The organism is Natrinema halophilum (assembly GCF_013402815.2).
GTDB lineage: Archaea > Halobacteriota > Halobacteria > Halobacteriales > Natrialbaceae > Natrinema > Natrinema halophilum.
Genome location: NZ_CP058601.1, coordinates 1,489,068 through 1,508,013 on the forward strand (window position 1 = coordinate 1,489,068; position 18,946 = coordinate 1,508,013).

Sequence of the window (18,946 nt, forward strand, 5' to 3'; positions counted from 1 at the left end):
AACCATGTCTATGGACGGTCGAACCTGTGTCATCACTGGCTCAGCACGGGGTATCGGTCGAGGCATTGCCGAATACCTCGGCGAAGAGGGAGCGAACGTAGTCGTCAACTACCGGACGTCAGAAGGGGCGGCACACGACGCCATCGACGCTATCGAATCCAAAGGTGGCTCCGCAGTCGCAGCCAAAGCCGACGTCAGCGACCGCGCGGAGGTCGAGCACATTCGCGAGGTCTGTCACGACGCATTCGGTCAGTGCGACGTACTGGTGAACAACGCCGGGATAACGGCCGACAAGCAATTCACCGAAATGTCCCGCGAAGAGTGGGACCGTGTGATGGACATCAACCTCGGCGGTATGTTCAACTGCACCCAGTTGTTCTACGACGATATCTGGAACGCCGACGAGGGCCGACTGATCAACATCTCGAGCGTCGTCGGGAAACAGGGTAACTTTGGACAGGCGAATTACGCCACCGCGAAAAGCGGCATGTTCGGATTCACGCGGACGATCGCCCTCGAATTCGCCCAGGGAGGGTCGACGGCGAACTGCGTCGCACCGGGCTTTACCGCCACCGACATGCTCGAGAGCGTCCCCGACAAGGTACTCGATCGGATCATCGCGGGAATCCCACTCGAACGACTCGCAGAAGTCGAGGACATCGCGGCGGTCGTGCGGTTTCTCGCGAGCGAAGATTCCTCGTACGTAACGGGAGAAGTGATCGACGTCAACGGTGGGATGGATCTCTAACGACCTCGCAGTCAGAATAATAACTCGACGGAGAGGGCTGTGTCGAGTGTCACTCGAACGAGAAATGTCGAACCCCGTTTCTCTTACCGTCGCTGTAGAACAGGGCGTGTCAGCTCTTACAAGTGGCCATCAATCAGGAGAGAATCGTACGAAAGGACCGCGATCGCGGCCATATTTCGTCAATCTCTCTTCGACGACACTCCGTCGGATTTCCGAGACGATATATACTTAAACTCACTCGCCTCTTTTAGACTGAGTTCATATTTCACAGATGGATAAGAAAGACATCCGGATTTTAAGTACAATTGCCAAAATTGGAACGGCAAATGCAGATGAGATTGGAGAGGAGACAGAAATACCGAAGTCAACCGTTCACTACCGCCTGAACCAACTCCGTGAGTCCGGCATCGTCGAAAACGACATCTACGACATCGATTTCGAGAACGTCGGGCTTTCGATCACGATCATCTCCGAGATATGGGCAACGTTCGAGGAAGGATACCACGAGATAGTTGGCGAGGAACTCGCCGCAGTCGAGGGGGTCAATCAGGTGTACTTTACCATGGGCGATACCGATTTCGTCGTCATCGCACACCTTACCGACCGGGAGATGGTCGAAAAACTCATCGAAGGGTACGAATCAATCGATCAAATCAACCGCACCTCTTCGAAGTTCGTTATTTCGACCGTGAAAAACGAGAAAAACACGCTCAACGATTACGAAGTAGACGCGTTGATAGACGCTCTCGCAGCGTAAATCCTCCGCGTAACCATCTCGGACGATCCGCCCCGCTGCCTCGATATCTGGCCAGCCGATCCGAGACCGACCACAGTCGCCGAAAGTTGAGTCGGCGGTCCCCGGCTCGGGTTCGATTCGGCTGGCGGCCGGTGATTGCCGGCTCGGATGGCCGATGTCGAGCGGCCCATAGGGTTCGCGACCAGCGACCGATCACGACCGACGTTTCGCTTTCTGGAGGACTCGCACGTTCTCGATTCCGGTGTCGGGATACTGTCCCTCGTCGTCTTTCTCGACCGCTTTGACCATGTCCCAGACGACGTTCAGACCGGTCGTTACGCCTTCGAGGGCTTCCATTTCACAACCCGTCTTGCCGGTGGTCTCGACGGTGACCCGGAGTTCGACGCGGTCCTCGGCGAGCGAAAAGTCAGTATCGACGTTCGTGATCGGGATCTGGTGGCACATCGGGATCGTCTCCCACGTGTGCTTGACGGCTTGAATCGCTCCGATTCGAGCGGTCGCGAGCACGTCCCCTTTCCCGACCTCGTCGTCTCTGATCGCATCAACCGTCGAACGTCTGAGGCGAATCTCCCCGACTGCAACCGCTCGGCGATCGCTATCCGGCTTGTCGCCGACGTCGACCATCTGCACGTCGCCTTCCGCGGTGGTGTGGGTCAGGTCGTCCGCGTCCGTGTTTCCGTCGATCGCCTCGTCTTCACTCATCGGCAACACCCCACAGGACGGCGGGGATCTCCGCGAGCATCTCGGAGGCGAGAAACCCCATCGATCCGTCGTCGGCGAGCCGTTCTCCGGCTCGTCCGTTGACGTACGCGGCCGCCGCCGCAGCGTCGAGGGGACCGGCGTGCTCTAACAGCGCCGCGACGATTCCGGCCAACAGGTCGCCTGTGCCACCGACTTTCATGCCGGGTGCACCGCTACAACAGATCCGAGTTCGCTCGCCGTCGGTCGCCACGTCGTCGACGCCCTTCGCGAGGACGACGTGACCCAGTTCGGCAGCGAAGGCTTCGACTTCGTCTGCCGTCTCGCACAGGGAATCGGTCTCCGGGCCGCCCATCCGGGCAAGTTCCCTGCGATTGGGCGTACAGACCAGCGTCGCGTCAGTCTCGAGGTCGGGAACCACCGCCAGCGCATCGGCGTCGACGACCGCCGGCCCTGTGTAGGACTCGAGAAATAGACGGGCGGCCTCGAGCGTTTCGTCCGCTGTACCGAGGCCGGGGCCGAGTACGATCACGTCGTCGTGGCGCTCTGCTGTGTCGACCAGATCGTCGACCTGGTCCGGAGAAAGACGGTCGCTTTCGTAGGGTTGGACGATGAGGTCCTCGGCGTATCCCTGAATCTCACCGGCGACGGACTCGGGCGCAGCGACAAACGATAGTTCCATCCCGGCCCGCAGCGCTGCCTGCGATGCGAGGGCCGGCGCGCCGGTGTACGGACCGCCGCCGATCACGAACGCCCGCCCGTCACGGCTGGCCGGACGAGCGAGATCGACGTCGCCGGGACCCACGAACCGCTCTGCAGCAGGTGGAATGCCGATGTCTGCGACGGTGACGTCGGCCGCGAGGTCACCGAGGCCCGGTTTCGTATCGTGGAAGGTAACGACGTGGTCGGCTTCGATTCGATTCTCTGCGTGATCGCCCTGGTCGGCGTCGAAGCCCGAAGGCACGTCGACCGCGACGACGGTTGCGTCGGCCTCGTTGATCGCCCATGCGGCGGTCGCCGCCGGTTCCCGGAGATCGCCGCTAATTCCCGTCCCCAGCATCGCGTCGACGATCACGTCCGCTTCGGGAAGCTCGAACCCGCTCGAGTCGGTCACCTGCCGTACGTCGTAGTCGGCCTGCTGCAAGGCCTCCCAGTTCTCGCGGGCGATGTCGGTTCCGATCACCTCGGCGCGACCGAGCAATATCGTCGTGACCTCGTACTCGTCTAAAAAGCGAGTCGCGACGAACGCGTCACCGCCGTTATTTCCACGACCGGCGACGACGGCGACCCGTGTGCCGGAATCGGCGATGGTTCGAATCGCACGGGCGACCGCGTGCCCGCTCGACTCCATCAATTGCTTTCGCGGCACCCCGAGCGCCGCGGCGTTCTCGTCGACGGCGGCCATTCGCTCGCCAGTAATCATAGGGCAGGGTTCGACCGGCCGACCGTTGAAGATTGCGGACGGACCTGCGTGATATCGTCCGATTCGAGCCGACGGGATGCCGTCAGTTCGCAGTCGATCACCGTTTCGAGCCGATTCGGGTGTCACACCGTTTCGAGCCGATTCGGGTGTCACACCGTTCCGAGCCGATTCGGGTGTCACACCGTTCCGAGCCGATTCGGGTGTCACACCGTTCCGAGCCGATTCGGGTGTCACACCGTTCCGAGCCGATTCGGGTGTCACACCGTTTCGAGCCGATTCGGGTGTCACACCGTTCCGAGCCGATTCGGGTGTCACACCGTTCCGAGCCGATTCGGGTGTCACACCGTTTCGAGCCAATTCGGGTGTCGCGTCAGTTCTGGCGGGAAGACTTATAGCGGGCGGGAAACATCATTTGTGCAACACAAAGACCGATGGCGTGGCAATTCACGCCCTACACACCCGCCCTCGCGCTCGCGACGATCGGCGGGCTGGATGCCCCGCAGGGTTCGAGCCCGCTCTCTGACGAACGCATCACGGACGCGAATTCGCCAGTCGACGTGGGGGAAAGAACGTGGGTACGATCCACTCGGCCCCGGCAGTAGGCAGTGACACAGTTGTCGGAGTCGAAGGCGCTCGCGAGCGTAGGATCAACAGATATGTGATGTGAACTGTTCCACCGTATGATACGACAACCGTCGCTGGGCCCCTCGCCGAAGATCGGAGTTCGGTTCCGCGCGATACTGATAGTCGGATTTCTTCCGGAATTCCGTCGGAGATCGACGGGTTTCTCCCGTCTGTTTCCTATAAACCGTCCGCTCGAGCGTGACTCCCGCTTACATCCCGGTTCCGTCGCGGTCGGAGATCGGAGACAGTGTGACGGCTACCCGTGAGTTGGTTTCACAATAACGATTATTGCTTTGTTATTCAAAAACTATCTTTCCGAGTATATAAAGGCTCGAGGACCGTACGGAAGGTATGGACGCGACACAAATCGAAGAATCCGCCGGAACTGGTCGCGCTGAGCAATTCGACACGCCGCGTGACCAACCTGCCGTTTCGTTTTACATGCCGGGCACGCCGACCGTTTCGTTCGTCGAATACGTCGAACTAGCCATCAAAATGCTGATCGGCCGATAGAACGCTGTTCGCAGCTTTTCGTCGATCTCGAACGAACCACATCGCGTTCGTTCGCAACCGTCAGTACACGATTTCGAATCCGTCCGCTCCCCGCGGTTCCTCGTACTCAGCTTCGACGCCGTCGACGTCGGCCGCGGGGCTCCCCGTGTGACACCACTCGATCATCGACTCGACCGCGTCCTCGGGGCCCTCGAAGACCGCCTCGACGCGACCGTCCTCGAGGTTCTTTACCCATCCGTCGACGCCGTTTTCGCGCGCCGTGTCACGGGTGTTTGCGCGGTAGTAGACGCCCTGTACCGTCCCCGAGACGAACACGTGTGCGCGGGTTCGATCTGCCATGTGCACGTGATCGACCGCGATCGTGAAAAATCCGATTCCGTGGGCACCAGTGACGACGATCGATGGTCCACGCGAGTCTCGAATCGACAACGGCAGGTTCATAGAGTCCCTGTATGAAACCAGTGAAGGTACGGCACCGAGACGGAATCCATTTCGAACGGGAAAACGAGCCCCGCGTCGTTGCCGACGCCCGAAGCGCCGTCGGCAGGGTCAACGTGGTGAGTCACGCCCACGCCGACCACACCTTCCGGACGACGCCGGAGACGGTCGTCTGTTCTGCCGAAACCGCGGCGATCGCGGCGGCCCGAACCGGCAGCAGCTTCGAGTTCGTCGAGTGCATCCCGGGCGTCGATCTCGTCCCGGCCGGCCACGTCGTCGGATCCCGTGCGGCGATCATCGACCTCGAGGCCGGGGACCTACTCGTCGGCTCCGACGACGGTGGCCCCCAGCGCTACTGCTATACCGGCGACTTCTCGACGCGCGATCGGTGCTACCTCAAGGGGTTCGATCCCCACGCCGTCGATGCTGACGCGCTCGTAATGGAAACCACATACGGACTCCCCAAGTATCGGTTTTCCCCACAAAACGAACTCGAGGCCGCGATTACCGACTGGCTTCGCGACAACGGCGACCGGCCCTGTTTCCTGTTCGGCTACTCACTGGGCCGGGCCCAGAAGCTCCAGTGGCTCGCACGTAAAGCGACAGCCGACGAACGGGAAATTCTGATCTCCGACTCGATATACGACGTGAACCGGGCGATAGAGCGCGCGACGGACGGCAACTTCGCGAACGGAATATCCGTAAACTCGGAAGCGAGGTCGTCTTCAGATGGTCTCGAGTTCTCAGGGCGGCGCTACGACTCGCTTCGCGGGTTGACCGACGAGATCGTGATCCTTCCCGCGAATCAGGCTCGAGCCGACTGGGTCGAGACGGCGGTCGCCCGCGAGGACGGCTTGAAAGCGGGGTTCTCGGGATGGGCCGTCGACAGTTCCTTTCGCTACCGCGGAAACTACGACGTGACGTTTCCACTGACCGACCACTGCGATTTCGACGAACTCGTCGAAACGGTTCTCGCGATCGATCCGAACGTCGTCTACACGAATCACGGCTTCGACGAGGCGTTTGCAGATCACCTCGCGACCGAGTACGGCTACCGAGCAACGCCACTGAAACGAAACCAGACGACGCTCGAGGAGTTCTGCTGATGGGCATCATCGAACGGTTCGAAGAGGAGTACCTCGACGTCTCGACCAGTCGCACGACCGTCCGGGAATTGCTCGAATTATTCGTTGGTGCGGTGCTTTTCGTCATCGGAGCGAGCGTCGTGGCGTACTGGTTGCTCGGCCAGTACGTTGCCCGATGGATTGCGGGTATTCTCGTCGTTGTTTTCGCGATTACACTCGTGTCACAGGCTTACTGGGCCGTGACCGGCCGCGAAGACTACGACGAGTAACGGACCCACACGAGCGGCCGTAACACCCGTCGGATTCGTCGCGTCGAGCCGAGCAGATCATCAGAACAGGCAGAGAAACGAACTATTTCGTGAGCGGAACTCGATCGTCTGCCCCGGCGCGCAACGGGACGTCACGCGCAGGAGCGCAAAGGGTTGTTACGCGCTAGAGCGCAAATGGTGGAAGAGATACGTCTGAGCGTAGCCCGCGTATTCCCCGCCCAGGGCCTCACGAATCGCTCGCGACGTCTCTGCGTAGGAGCCGCGATCGCACTGCGGATAATACTCCTCGATCGCCGACCTGATCCAGGTATCGAGCGGGACTGCCTCGTCGAACCCCAGCGAAAAGAGAAGCACGCAGTCCGCGACTTTGTCGCCGACGCCCACGAACTGCGTCAGGTAGTCTCGAGCTGCCTCGTACTCCAGATCCCGTGCATCGGACGGATGGGCCTCGTCGCGCGCGACCATTTCGGCCGTTCTGACGACGTAGGGGGCCCGATATCCGAGTCCGAGATCGCGGAGTTCGGCCTCGGTCGCCGTCGCGAGTTGGTTCGGCGTCGGAAACGCGTGGTAGACGCCGCCATCGAACGGTATTTCCTCGCCGTATTCGCGTGAAAGCGTCGAGACCATCGAATGAATTCGACTCACGCGCATCTGTGCCGAACAGATAAACGAGATCAACGTTCCAAATGCGGGATCGTCGACCAACCGCATCCCGCGGTGAGTCTCGTAGGCCTCGCGGAGCAACGGATCGTCCGGTACGGCGTCGGCCATCGCGTCGAGATCGTCGTCTAGCCGCAGCAGTCGACGAACGATCTGCTCGGCGTCGACCGTCGATTCCCACTCGAGGAGATCACCTGCGGCGTCACGATGGGTTCGAACGCGTATCACGTCGGTTCCGACGACCGTCGAGTACCACGCGCCGGGAGCTCGCGTACCGGAGTACATCTCACCGTCCTCGCGCCGCCAGAGGTAGCTCTGCCCGCTCTCGAGCGTTCGATACAGATCCAGCCCGCCGGCCAGTTCTTCGATCGGGATCGTCCCCGTCTCCATTCGTTGGCCTCTTCGAGGGCGTGGGCATTTGCCTTTCGAACCGGCTCGAAGTCAATCGTCCCTGTCGGAAATTCGACACCAACGGAACGGAGTCTGCAATCACCACGTTCGTCGCTATGAAGCGAACCTTCTTACTGGAGGCCATAGAATGTGTGAGTATGAATTGCAGGGTTGTCGTCGAAGCTGCCGTGCCGGTATTCGACGTTGAAACTGAAGACGAGGCGATTCGTATCGCCATCTCGAAGACGGGCGAGATGTTGAACCCTGACCTGAACTACGTCGAAATCAACATGGGCGAGCGAACCTCTCCATCGGGCGAGGAACTACCGCCTGCTTTTATTGCGGCCGATGAAGCACTCGTCGCGCTCGAACTGGAGATGACCGTCTTCAACGTCGAGCGTGAAGAACACGCCTCGCGGATCGCACGAAAGGAGATCGGTCAGCGCCTCGAGAACATTCCACTCGAGATCGAACGCGTCGACGTATTAGAAGACGACTCTGAGGATTCGAGTGCAGCGGCCAGCGATTCGACCGATGCCGATTCGACGGATGAGAAAGCAGACACAGACGACGAATCAGTGGCCGAATCAGATAACGAGGGGGACGACGACGAAATTCTCCCCGAATTCGAAGACTTGGTCGAGTGACTCTGTCTCCGCCGTTGGATTTTGCCGATTTCGCCGAAATGCTGCGTGCGAGATTTTCAGTAGAGAATCGATAACCAGCGACACGGCGTAAATCGACCGACAGTCTTACCAGTGGGGGTACTAATCAATCGGAGGATTCGATACGTTTCTCAGTCCGCAGTTGCGGCGACTGCTTCCTGCTCACCCTCGCGCATGTTCGTCGTGATTCCGCCGGCGAGCGCAAAAACAGCAGCTTTGTGGTCAGTTTTCGATTTATGGATCGAGGTCGGCCGAATTCCGCGCGATTCGTACTCTTCAAGATCGATTTGACAACCGTTCCACTCCGCGCACTGGTTCGATACCTCCGCGAGAAGGCCGTGAAGGTGAATGAGCTCCTGTTTCTTCATAACCATGCGGTCCTACCCACTGCAGGGTTATATTATTATCTTGAGTTGCGTTAACACGCAACCTTTATTGGCAGATTGGTGTGTCACTCTAGGAATTGGTTCGAATGCAGTCCCTACGCGAACGAACCACCGGACTGGAAGAGATAATACAGTGTATTACCCGAGTAAGAAAATATTTCTACTCTAATTCCGATATGATGACGACGAAGAGTTAAACAGTAAATACAGATGGAACGATTGCCGGATACACTACCCCACCTTTACTTCGCCTGAGATTACCCGCGTTCGCTCGCTGCAGGGAGTACGGTATGGATCGGGGAAGAACAGTCACGCAAGCGCCTGCCATGCAGTGAGCGTCTTTCAGTGGTACGCAACGGTGATTGGGAGCGGCACGCACATCTCGAATTGCCACGGCCATCCCGCGTGCGCTTATTTTCGAACGCCAAGCGCGCGTCAACGCAGTTCGCCACTTCGGTAACAGAAATACACTTTTTCTGGAGTGGAAATCCCGACGATGGCGTCTCTCAGTTGCTCGCTTTGCCAATCGAAAAGGAAGAGAGGACCGCCGACGAGTCACGCAAATGACGAGACGACAGCCGATTAACCGAGTTGCTTCAGCGTCTGTAGGTCGCGATCCGTTCGCATAAATTCGGCAGTCCGGCGAGACGCGTGACAGTTCGGGCAGTGAAACATTTCGGCGGCGGTCGGGAGTTCGTCCGGAGAAGTCTGCCAATCTTTCGCACATTCTGGGCACAACAGCTGGACGGTCGTTTTATCCATGTCATACTCTTTCACAGGGGAACTGAAAAACGTTACCGCAGTTCTCCGGGCAGTGGTAAGTTGTGCCTGAAACTCGAGACGGGACGACGTCCCCGGATCGTGGAAGCACCGACCGCCTCGAGCGTCGGACCGTCCGAACCGGCCTGCGCCGAGGGAGGAGGAAAACCGAGTTCGCGCCGGCCATCGGTGCTTCGTGTTCGATCCACCGCTCGAGAGTCGCTTCTGATGGGCGTACAAGTGCTTCAGGGACTCACTTTGCGAAAAAACGAGAAGTGGTAAACAGATATTACAGTCGGCTACAGTGCGTCGGTGGTATTTTCGACCGAGGAAAAATACCCCGTCCCACAGAACCTGTTCGGGCGCCAACCACGAGGACGGCCTGAACCCGTCTCGGTCATCGTCTCACAGGACTCGATGGTGGAGAACGGTTTTACCTGAATTGAGGCGCTAGGGCCTCTTCTGTTCACGGCTCCGCCGTTCGCATGGTCAGTGGGACCTTCGGTCCCGCGCTATCCTCAGCGAGCGCCGAAGGCGAGCGGTAGGGGGGTAGTTCACAAAGAGAGTTCCGACGGTTTATCACTCGAAACACACTACTGGAGTGGTCCGAGTTCAGTTTGCCACCCGGTTTCTGAGGTCGAGTTCGTCCAACAGATCGTCGTTGCGATCCATGTCGGTTTCGAGTTCGACGTGGGCAGTTTCGACCATCAGGTTGAGGACTTCCTGACGGTCTTCTGCGGTCGGATATCGATCATTGAGTGGATCTCCGACGCTGATCTCGAGCGACCAGTACTGGTTGGGATACGCCGTTCGCATATTGTACGGCGAATCGTGGTACGCAAGCCGGATAACGTATACCGAGAGGTCTCGTTCTTCATCGTAGACTATTTCGATGACGTCTCGCTGGGGATGGCCGTTCCCGTGGCTCGGTCGTTGCTCGTTGTTGTAGTGGGCGGCACTCATCGTCTTGCCGTACGCGGCTGGGCCAACCCACCAGAGTACTGCGCCATCGAGGTGGTGCGGAACGGAGCCCGTGTTCTTGAACAACAGTACCTGATGCCACCACCATCCGTCTCCGTGAATCTCGGCGGACACTTCCATGGGCGAATTGCTGGTAAAGCCATCACCGCCGAGCGGGTCACCGGTCACCGGATGGACGTTGTCGTCGATCGCATCCAGGACGGCGTTCTCCGAGTAGAGAATCTCGTCGGGCAAATTGCGATGAAACGTCCAGCCGACCTTGTTCTCGTGTTCGGGTTGGTCGTGAATCCGGTCGCGTTCCGCGACCTCCTCTGGTTCCTCGCCGATTCCGTCGGTCGGCCACGGGTCCTGGATCAGCTCCGACGGATCGTTCGTCGATGCCATCGGACCCGCAGTTTCGTCCCACACGTTTTCGCGCGTACTCCCCTGATACGTCGGCGGTTCCGTCTCGGAGCCGAGCAACATCAATCGTGGCAGCAGCTGACAGGTCGCGTGCGTCGGAAACCCGGCCGATTCCAGGTTCTTGACGTGGTCGAGCGCTTCGGTACCACAGTCACCCAGCCGCAGGGAGCCGTCTCTGACGCCGGTTCGAACCGCCTCGAGATCGACGTCGTAGCGATCGATCTTCTCCTCATCGCTCAAATTTTCGGCGGCCGTTCCGACACTCGAGGAAGTCGATCCCGATTCAGCGGGGAGGCTCGCGGAGAACGTGCCCGGGATCTCGCGTTCCTCGTAGTCCGGATAGAGTTCGGCGAGCGTCGTATCGGCGGTGATCTCGCCAGTGTCGGGTTCGTCTCCGTCTCGACCGACGGTGAGCTCGCCGCTCTCGGTGGCCGTGTTCCTGGCGGTATCGACGACAGTGAGTTCGATCTGGTATGTCCCCCGCCCGTCGTACGTGTGGGTGATAACTGCGCCCGTCGCAGTCGTTCCGTCTCCGAGATCCCACTCGTAGGAGTCGATGTCGCCCGTGGAGTCGGAGCCGTCGAGTTCGACTTCCTGGCCCGCCTCGAGACCAGTCTCGAGGCCGGTAATCGTCGCGCGCAGCCCGGCGTCGGACGCGTCCACTTCGTCCCACGGCCCCCATTCGCCGCCAGTTCCGGGTTCGTTGCCGCGCGTCCACCAGTTGGCTTCCCAGACGGAATCGGCGTGGAGGACGCGGTCGCCCTCGGTATAGACGGTCTCTGGATCCCAGGTCGGATAGTCACCGTCCTCGGCGGCGACTGACCCGGTCGCACCGAATCCTGCCGCCAGTACGGAGAGCTTCGTCGTGTTACTCAGTACGTTCCGGCGTGTTTCCTTCATTTTGTCAAACCTCTGTATCTACTGCAGACTGGTTGCGTTCCAAGCAACCACTTGTGGAAACTACTATGTTACAATAAAATTTATTACGTATGTACCAGCCATTGTGATCACCGGTAGAGGGGAACATTTCGAGTTTCGACGGGCGAAATCCCGATAAAACCGTTACTCTGGCCCAAACGCTCCGCTCGACCAAGCGTTATCAGTACCGTAAGGTGGTTTTCCGGTAGTCGACCGGCGAGACCGGACAGAGGCCCATACTGTAAATAATGTTGTGTCTTTCGAACTCGGATAGACCGAAGACGGCCGATCGATGACGATACGGCGAACTGGCTAGCCGTTTCGCCGATACGAACCGTCCGTTGATCGGTTGCAGCACGAAAAAAGACCACCCGTAACAGAACGAGTCGCTAGATGACGACGGTCGAACCCGATTTACGCGGGTGCAGCCGTGTCAGAGGCCTCGAGCAGTTCTTTGTACCGGTTTCGGATGGTGACTTCGGAGATGCTCGCGACTTCGCTGACTTCGTTCTGGGTGACCTTCTCGTTGGTCAGCAGCGCTGCAGCATATACCGCCGCTGCGGCAAGGCCAACCGGAGATTTGCCGCTGTGGACACCCTCCTGACGGGCCGATTCGAGCAGTTCTCGAGCCATACGCTCAGTTTCGTCCGACAGGTCGAGGTCGCTGACGAATCGCGGGACGTAGTGTTCGGGGTCGGCTGGCTTAACTTCGAGGCCGAGTTCCCGAATGATGTAGCGGTAGGTACGGGTCAGTTCCATCTTCTCGACGCGGGAAACGGCCGAGATTTCGTCGAGACTGCGCGGAGTGCCTGCCTGACGAGCGGCGGCGTATAGCGAGGCAGTCGCGACGCCTTCGATCGACCGACCCGGGAGGAGGTCCTCTTCGAGTGCGCGTCGGTAGATGACGCTTGCCGTTTCACGGACGTTCTCGGGGAGGCCGAGTGCGGAGGCCATCCGGTCGATTTCACCGAGTGCCTGTTTGAGGTTGCGCTCCTTGGAGTCGCGGGTTCGGAACCGCTCGTTCCAGGTGCGCAAACGCTGCATCTTCTGTCGCTGGCGACTCGAGAGTGCACGTCCGTAGGCGTCTTTGTCCTGCCAGCCGATGTTAGTCGAGAGGCCCTGATCGTGCATCATGTTGGTCGTGGGCGCACCCACGCGGGACTTCTCGTCTTTTTCGGCGGCGTCGAACGCTCGCCATTCTGGACCGCGGTCGATCTCGTCTTCTTCCACGACGAGACCGCAATCCTCACAGACTGTTTCGGCGTGTTCGTCGTCCGAGACGAGTCGACCGCCACATTCCGGGCAGCGTTCGCGTTCGTCGGATACCGCAGTTGTTTCTTCGTCTTCGGTCTCTCTTTCGTTCGTGTACGTCCTGATGCTGGTATCTGTCATGGTGGATCGGGTGGGTTACTCGGGGCTTCCGGGTGGGGTAACCAGAAGAAACCCGGTGGCCTCAGCTAACATTGAGTAAGGTCGTAAGCCACATAAATGTTTCGCCTACTTTATAAACAAATCGGGTTTGCTGTTATATATGTTCCGGTTATATAGCGATTAATCATTTGAGATAGCAGGGGCAATGTTCACACGCTTCCAGAGCGGACGCGTTAGTCCACCGTAAACAGGTGGCCCTCGCATGGGACGTCGAACAGTCCGATGCGAGCGCCTGCGTCGAGCCACGCATGGCCGTACGAGAACGAAGCCAGAGCGTTGACGAGGTCGTCTTGCTCTCGAAAGTGATTCCCGTCTTCGAGATAGGATGCCGCCATCTCGTAATAGTCGGCTGCTCCCTCGGCCATCGGCGTGCCCTCTGGCGGCGCTATTTCAGTTGCCTCGAGGGCTTCTGCGAGCAATTCGCCGTACCGATCAGTTTTCTCCTCGAGGTCGGCAGCCATAGTCGACGCTCGTTGCTCACGGTCGTAAATGCATCGTCTCGATCGATCGCAGCACGCAGTAGTGAGTTCCCGGTCGACTCATCCGATACCTTCGACTGGTACGTCCCGATCGTACTTCGGAAATAAAGGTACAATCCTCAGTGATCTCAGGTAGCCGCTATTTTCTTTCCGAAGAGGCGACGTTCAGTAGTCTGTTTCCTCCGTTGTCTGAGACTATTACTCCTCTCTTTTCCGAGAAAACCATTTATTACATCCGGATCGCCGATCACGGCGACAGCAGCAAAAAGGAAACTCGATTCCGTTTCAACTTTGACCCGGGCGTCGCTCGCGTGCTACTCCCACCGTGGGAATCGATTCGAAGACGCCTTCATCTTCGCTTCGTCGATAGAATCGGTTCAGGGACCCGCATCGAGGAACGGGACCCGCCTCGAGGAACGATTCGTTACCGGTACCCGAAGGCCTCGAATACGTTACAGGGACCGAACGACCTCGGATTCGTGGAGACCGTTACGAGGGCTGCGAAAGCTACCCGATCGTCACAGTAAGAGGGGGTCGTTGCTGAGAACGTAATCGGTTTAGGTCCTCTATCCCAAACCTGATACATGACCGACCAGCCACGCGTCGAGATTTATACCAAGGAGGACTGTCCCTACTGCGAGAAGGCCAAAGACCTCTTTGAAAGAAAAGGCGTCGCGTACGAAGAACACGGCGTCAGCGGTGACGACGAACTCTTCTCTGAGATGGTCGACCGAACGAACGGACGGAAGACAGCTCCCGAAGTGTTCGTCGACGACGAGTTGCTCGGTGGCTGGGACGAGACGAGCGCTCTGAACCAGACGGGTGAACTGGACGACATGCTCGGAATCCCACACGAAACACCGGAAATGATGTATCCAGACGGCGGTGCAACCGCAGCCGAGGACGACGAGATTCTCGAGCATCGAACGCTCGTCATCGCGGGCACAGGCATCGCCGGCCTTACCGCGGCGATTTACGCCGGTCGGTCGAACAACGAACCACTGGTCATCGAAGGCGACGAACCCGGCGGTCAACTCACCCTGACCACCGACGTCGCAAACTACCCCGGCTTCCCCGACGGCATCGGCGGTCCCGAACTGGTCAACAACATGAAAGAACAGGCCAGAAAATTCGGCGCTGAACTGAAAAACGGTATCATCGAGTCGGTCGACGACTCCAGTCGACCGTTCCGAATCGAACTGACGAACGGCGACGTGTACACCGCAGACGCTGTCATTGCCGCCTCGGGTGCCAGCGCCCGCACACTGGGTATCCCTGGTGAGGACGAGCTTATGGGCTACGGGCTCTCGACGTGTGCGACCTGCGACGGTGCGTTCTTCCGCGGCGAAGACATGCTCGTCGTCGGCGGCGGTGACGCCGCGATGGAGGAAGCTACCTTCCTCACGAAATTTGCAGACACCGTCTATATCGCCCACCGCCGAGAGGAGTTCCGCGCCGAAGACTACTGGGTCGACCGCGTCTACGAGAAAGTCGAGGCGGGTGAGATCGAGATCATGAAAAACACCGAACTGATCGAGATCCACGGCTCCCAGGAGGGCGGCATCGACCACGTTACGCTGGTCGAAAACGACGCAGGTCATCCCACCGACCGTCTTGACGATCCCGAGACCGAGGAATTCGACTTCGATGTCGGTGCCGTCTTCTTCGCGATCGGTCACACTCCCAACACCGGGTACCTCGAGGACACGGGCGTCGAGATGGACGACGAGGGGTATCTCAAAACGAAAGGCGGCGACGGCGGCGGCCAGACCGAAACCAACGTCCCCGGTATATTCGGCGCCGGCGACGTCGTCGACTTCCACTACCAGCAAGCCGTGACCGCCGCAGGGATGGGATCGAAAGCCGCATTAGATGCTGATGAGTACCTCGAGGACGGAGAACGAGCTAACTCGAGCGCCGAAGAAGCAGATCCTGCTGCGGCCGACGACTGACGAGTTTGGTCGTCTCTCCTGAACCGCTCACCGTATCGCTGTACACTTCCATCGGCGCGTCACTTCTGTCAGCGCGTCGCTCGAGATTCGAACTGTATTCCGAGAGGCGACGGTCCCGACCGTTCGTCGCAATCTGCCCCCGAAAGACCGACGACGCCGGTTCGCTCGATCGATGTCGGACACGTTTCGGAGCCGTTCAGAATCACACGTCAACAAGCAGTGTGGCCCATGTGTCGATAGAGTACGATGCTCGAGGCGAAAGTGCGAACAGTATCACTCTTTGGGTCACAGCTGAAGCGACAGGTTCACGGCCCACACCGATACTGCACATCACCAGTTCCTTTGACAGTCAGCGGTGAGTCACCCAGCCAGTCTATGACTTCTTCGACTGCCAGTCTCGAGTCCCGAGTCGGAGTCCGGCGTTCGCTCCTGTCGTAACGGAGCGCTGTCGCTGGCCGATGTGACGTCCAATAAAAGAAAACCGCGGAAATTAGGGCCGGACGAAGTCCGGTAGTTCTACAGTTTAGTTCTCGCGGCGCAGTGCGAGCATCGCAGCACCGAGCAGCGCAACGAGCGCAACGCCGACACCGAAGCCGGGCGTTCCGTCGCCGCCGGAGTCTCCACCGGAGTCGCCGCCGGAGTCTCCACCGGAGTCGCCGCCGGAGTCGCCGCTGGAGTCACTGCCGGAGTCGGAGCTGCCGGAGTCATCGCCGGAGTCTCCACCGGAGTCGCCGCCGGAGTCTCCACCGGAGTCGCCGCCGGAGTCTCCACCGGAGTCGGAGCTGCCGGAGTCACTACCGGAGCCGCTGCCCTTCGTGACAGTGACGGTACCGGAGTCGGAGGCGTCACCAGCAGAGACGTCCCAGCTGATTTCGCCTTCGGAGCTCGTGTCGAGCGTGTACTCCTTCGTGACTTCTTCGCCTGCGTCAAGCTGAAGTTCGCCCTTCTCGCTGACGTCGGTCTCGTCGACGATGGCGGAGTAGTCGACGGTCGCCGCGGCGTCGCCGTCGTTGGCGATCGTCACGGTGAGCGTAGCGTCACTGTCGACAGCGACTTCCGAGGGTGCGCTACCGGAGACGCTGATGTCGGCCTCGGGAGTCTCGCCTTCGACGAGAGTGGACGTAATTTCGACCGTGCTAGCAGGGTTGTTCGTCACAACGTCGCGGACGCGAAGGTCGAATTCAGTGCCAGGTTCGTAGTCGCCGAGGTTGAATTCGGCGGTGAAAACCCGGTCACCGTCGTCGGCAACTTCGACGACAGGTTCGTCGTTTTCGACGAAGTTACCCGACGATCGAGCACGGGTGCGCAGTTCTGTACCTGGCGCGACGTTAGTCTCACCATCTGCAGTGGCGCCGTCGAGGGCAGGGACTTCTTCAGCACTGTCCAGCCAATCAACGGACCGCTTTTCGAGCGTTATGCTGGTCGACGAGGAAACTTCGTCATCGGAGGTTTCGATGAACGGATTGGCCTCGGTAACCGTTACGTTCGCTTCGTAGGCCTCAGTGTCGTAGCTGAAGTTCCCGTTGCCATCGACCTCGAGGATAAGCTCGCTACCGGCATAATCGCCGCCGTTGAGTGCGGTGATGTTGACCGAGTCTGCACCGTCGTTACCGGTGAGGTTCAGCACCTGAGGATCTCGGTTCGTTCCAGGATTCTCCTGTACGAATTCGACCGAGATGCCGTTATTACGGAATTTCTGAGTGACGTCGTCGCCGTTGCTGGTGCCGACAAATGCACCAGTCATGCCGAGATCGTCAACTGTAACGATCAGGTGGTCTTGCTGGGCGATAGTCGTGGTTTCAGTAACTGTTGCATCCTCGTAGTCGTCCATGTCGGCGAGGTTGTCATTCGCCGGTGCAGTTTGGGAGCCAGTTTCGCCGAGGGCAGAACGCTCCTGGAGCAGCATGAACGTCGTATCTTGCTGGTTGGCGATCGTGGCGGAACCGTTACCATTGTCGGTATCAATCGTGTCCCACTGGTCGCCGATGGTCAGCAGGTACTCGCCGTTGCCGAGATAAGTACCGAGCGTACTGGATGTATCATCGCTTACATTGACGTACGCGACGTCAACGGAAACATCGTTGCTGATGTCCTCTCCCTCACTGCTGACAGGCATGAAGGTACTTGGTTCTCCCTGGGTCTGTCCTGCCTTGAGGGTATTCATCGCGATGCCGAACTGGTCTTCATCGTAATCGGAGGCGGAGATGTTGAGGCCAACCTCGTAGTTGGTCTCTTCGTAGTCTCCGACCTGAACGACGGAGTTAGCGGCGCCGTCAGTATCGACCGGCATCACGACGAGGTCGCCCTGCTCACCAGATGGGCTGTCGGTGAACGACCGCTCGTTTTCTTCGACGGCCGTGACGGTGATCGGTGCACTGTCTGCAGCCGTCGTATCGGTGACTTCGATGTCGAAGGTGAAGTCAGTCGTATCGCGATCAGCGAAGGACAGTTCGTACGTACCGTCGCTGATGTTCTTGAGGGTGACACGGTCGTTTTCGCTGTCAGCGGAAACTTCATCGAACTCACCGCTATCATTAAGGACCGTTTTGAGTTCCGACGAGTCGAGGTTATCAGCCGTCACGTTGACGGAGTATACGCCGCGGTTGGAGTCGAACTTCAGGTCGGCAGTGCCGCCTTTTTCGACTTCACTGATCGTGTCACCGTTGGAGTCCACGAACGTGGTGTTGAGATTCTGCGTGGTAACCTCGAAGGTGTAACCGTTGCCATTACTGTCATTCGCCCACGCGGTACGATTTACGGCGATACCGAACTCGCCGTCGAGTCCGGACGTATCCAGAACGTAATGGCCGCCGTTGTCAACAGTGAACTCCTCTTCGAGCGTTCCAGGGTCCCCATTGTCGTCAATGGTTCGAACCTGGAGTGAGCCATCACCATTGTAGATCGTGTTGTTATCTATCAATACTTCCTGCCCTGACCAAAGGGTATCCGCCGCTTCGAGTGTCGTGTCCGTCGTTGTACCATGGTTCGCCGCGGCCGTTCCTGCGAACGATGCGGTCATGGCAACAACAGACAGGACCATAAGCGCGGCGAGGACGACTGCTCGTCCCTTTTCGCGGTAGGTCGTTTCGCTTGTCATGTGTTGTGTGTTATATCGTGTTTCGATTGGTTAGCGCGCGATTCACCTGGAGAGTGAGCCGACCGTCAGCGCCGAACTGCTGGGCTGGCGGATACGCTCACACCGGGTAGGGGTAATCGATCCTTTAGGTAACTCCATAATAAGCTTTCTGTCCCACACATCGAATGTACGATATATGGAAAGAAGCGATTACCACGGGACGTGAGCCCAATACACTCCGAAATACCGGAATAATCAACGCAGAACAGACGTTTCAGTTATAATACTATT

17 protein-coding genes are annotated in these 18,946 nt (G+C 58.9%); 7 read left to right on the forward strand and 10 right to left on the reverse strand.

The annotated features are described in order from the left end of the window. Positions 1-4: 4 nt before the first annotated feature. Together HYG82_RS27995 and HYG82_RS28000 are read left to right on the forward strand one after the other, a co-directional pair. The gene (locus HYG82_RS27995; protein ID WP_179260374.1) at positions 5-748 is read left to right on the forward strand and encodes a beta-ketoacyl-ACP reductase; all 744 of its coding nucleotides are present in this window, start codon (positions 5-7) and stop codon (positions 746-748) included. A gap of 271 nt (positions 749-1,019) precedes the next feature. Continuing rightward, on the forward strand, positions 1,020-1,505 hold the full coding sequence (locus tag HYG82_RS28000) for an Lrp/AsnC family transcriptional regulator (protein ID WP_179260375.1): 486 nt from the start codon (positions 1,020-1,022) through the stop codon (positions 1,503-1,505). Positions 1,506-1,697: 192 nt separating this feature from the next. Here HYG82_RS28000 and moaC read toward each other — a convergent pair whose 3' ends face one another. Both moaC and HYG82_RS28010 read right to left on the reverse strand, forming a co-directional pair. Further along, the gene (gene moaC, locus HYG82_RS28005) at positions 1,698-2,207 is read right to left on the reverse strand and encodes a cyclic pyranopterin monophosphate synthase MoaC (protein WP_179260376.1); all 510 of its coding nucleotides are present in this window, start codon (positions 2,205-2,207) and stop codon (positions 1,698-1,700) included. Then, complete coding sequence (locus tag HYG82_RS28010; RefSeq protein WP_179260377.1) at positions 2,200-3,627, reverse strand: NAD(P)H-hydrate dehydratase; 1,428 nt, start codon at positions 3,625-3,627, stop codon at positions 2,200-2,202. The genes moaC and HYG82_RS28010 overlap by 8 nt, the downstream gene beginning before the upstream one ends. 975 nt (positions 3,628-4,602) lie before the next feature. On the opposite strand from HYG82_RS28010, the gene HYG82_RS28015 reads away from it, so the two are divergent. Beyond that, positions 4,603-4,764, forward strand: a complete 162-nt coding sequence (locus HYG82_RS28015; protein ID WP_179260379.1) for a hypothetical protein — start codon at positions 4,603-4,605, stop codon at positions 4,762-4,764. A gap of 60 nt (positions 4,765-4,824) precedes the next feature. On the opposite strand, the gene HYG82_RS28020 is transcribed toward HYG82_RS28015, so the two are convergent. Continuing rightward, entirely contained in the window at positions 4,825-5,103 is a 279-nt protein-coding gene (locus HYG82_RS28020) for an acylphosphatase (RefSeq protein ID WP_179260380.1), read from the reverse strand. A 113-nt stretch (positions 5,104-5,216) separates the two neighbouring features. On the opposite strand from HYG82_RS28020, the gene HYG82_RS28025 reads away from it, so the two are divergent. Then, the gene (locus HYG82_RS28025; RefSeq protein WP_179260381.1) at positions 5,217-6,308 is read left to right on the forward strand and encodes an MBL fold metallo-hydrolase; all 1,092 of its coding nucleotides are present in this window, start codon (positions 5,217-5,219) and stop codon (positions 6,306-6,308) included. Further along, on the forward strand, positions 6,308-6,556 hold the full coding sequence (locus HYG82_RS28030; RefSeq protein WP_179260382.1) for a hypothetical protein: 249 nt from the start codon (positions 6,308-6,310) through the stop codon (positions 6,554-6,556). Before HYG82_RS28025 ends, HYG82_RS28030 begins: the two co-directional genes overlap by 1 nt. A gap of 156 nt (positions 6,557-6,712) precedes the next feature. On the opposite strand, the gene HYG82_RS28035 is transcribed toward HYG82_RS28030, so the two are convergent. Further along, positions 6,713-7,606 (reverse strand): DNA-3-methyladenine glycosylase family protein, encoded by an 894-nt coding sequence (locus HYG82_RS28035; RefSeq protein ID WP_179260383.1) that lies wholly within the window; start codon positions 7,604-7,606, stop codon positions 6,713-6,715. Between the two features lie 158 nt (positions 7,607-7,764). On the opposite strand from HYG82_RS28035, the gene HYG82_RS28040 reads away from it, so the two are divergent. Then, positions 7,765-8,253, forward strand: a complete 489-nt coding sequence (locus tag HYG82_RS28040) for a DUF555 domain-containing protein (protein WP_179260384.1) — start codon at positions 7,765-7,767, stop codon at positions 8,251-8,253. Between the two features lie 149 nt (positions 8,254-8,402). Here HYG82_RS28040 and HYG82_RS28045 read toward each other — a convergent pair whose 3' ends face one another. From HYG82_RS28045 to HYG82_RS28065, 5 genes are all read right to left on the reverse strand, one after another. After that, positions 8,403-8,639 carry a UPF0058 family protein gene (locus HYG82_RS28045; RefSeq protein WP_179260385.1) on the reverse strand — a complete coding sequence of 79 codons (237 nt, stop codon included), beginning with the start codon at positions 8,637-8,639 and terminating at the stop codon, positions 8,403-8,405. 600 nt (positions 8,640-9,239) lie between these two features. Further along, positions 9,240-9,419, reverse strand: a complete 180-nt coding sequence (locus HYG82_RS28050) for a DUF7836 family putative zinc-binding protein (RefSeq protein WP_235217852.1) — start codon at positions 9,417-9,419, stop codon at positions 9,240-9,242. 609 nt (positions 9,420-10,028) lie between these two features. Continuing rightward, positions 10,029-11,699, reverse strand: a complete 1,671-nt coding sequence (locus HYG82_RS28055; protein WP_179260386.1) for a PKD domain-containing protein — start codon at positions 11,697-11,699, stop codon at positions 10,029-10,031. Positions 11,700-12,131: 432 nt separating this feature from the next. Beyond that, positions 12,132-13,109 carry a transcription initiation factor IIB gene (locus HYG82_RS28060; protein WP_179260387.1) on the reverse strand — a complete coding sequence of 326 codons (978 nt, stop codon included), beginning with the start codon at positions 13,107-13,109 and terminating at the stop codon, positions 12,132-12,134. A 212-nt stretch (positions 13,110-13,321) separates the two neighbouring features. After that, entirely contained in the window at positions 13,322-13,609 is a 288-nt protein-coding gene (locus tag HYG82_RS28065) for a DUF357 domain-containing protein (RefSeq protein ID WP_179260388.1), read from the reverse strand. 602 nt (positions 13,610-14,211) lie between these two features. Between HYG82_RS28065 and HYG82_RS28070 the strand changes: the two genes are divergently transcribed. Next, positions 14,212-15,579, forward strand: coding sequence for an FAD-dependent oxidoreductase (locus HYG82_RS28070; protein ID WP_179260389.1), 1,368 nt, complete (start codon positions 14,212-14,214; stop codon positions 15,577-15,579). 523 nt (positions 15,580-16,102) lie between these two features. Here HYG82_RS28070 and HYG82_RS28075 read toward each other — a convergent pair. Beyond that, positions 16,103-18,676: a BGTF surface domain-containing protein gene (locus tag HYG82_RS28075; RefSeq protein WP_179264409.1), complete on the reverse strand. Its 2,574-nt coding sequence runs from the start codon at positions 18,674-18,676 to the stop codon at positions 16,103-16,105. Positions 18,677-18,946 lie beyond the last annotated feature (270 nt).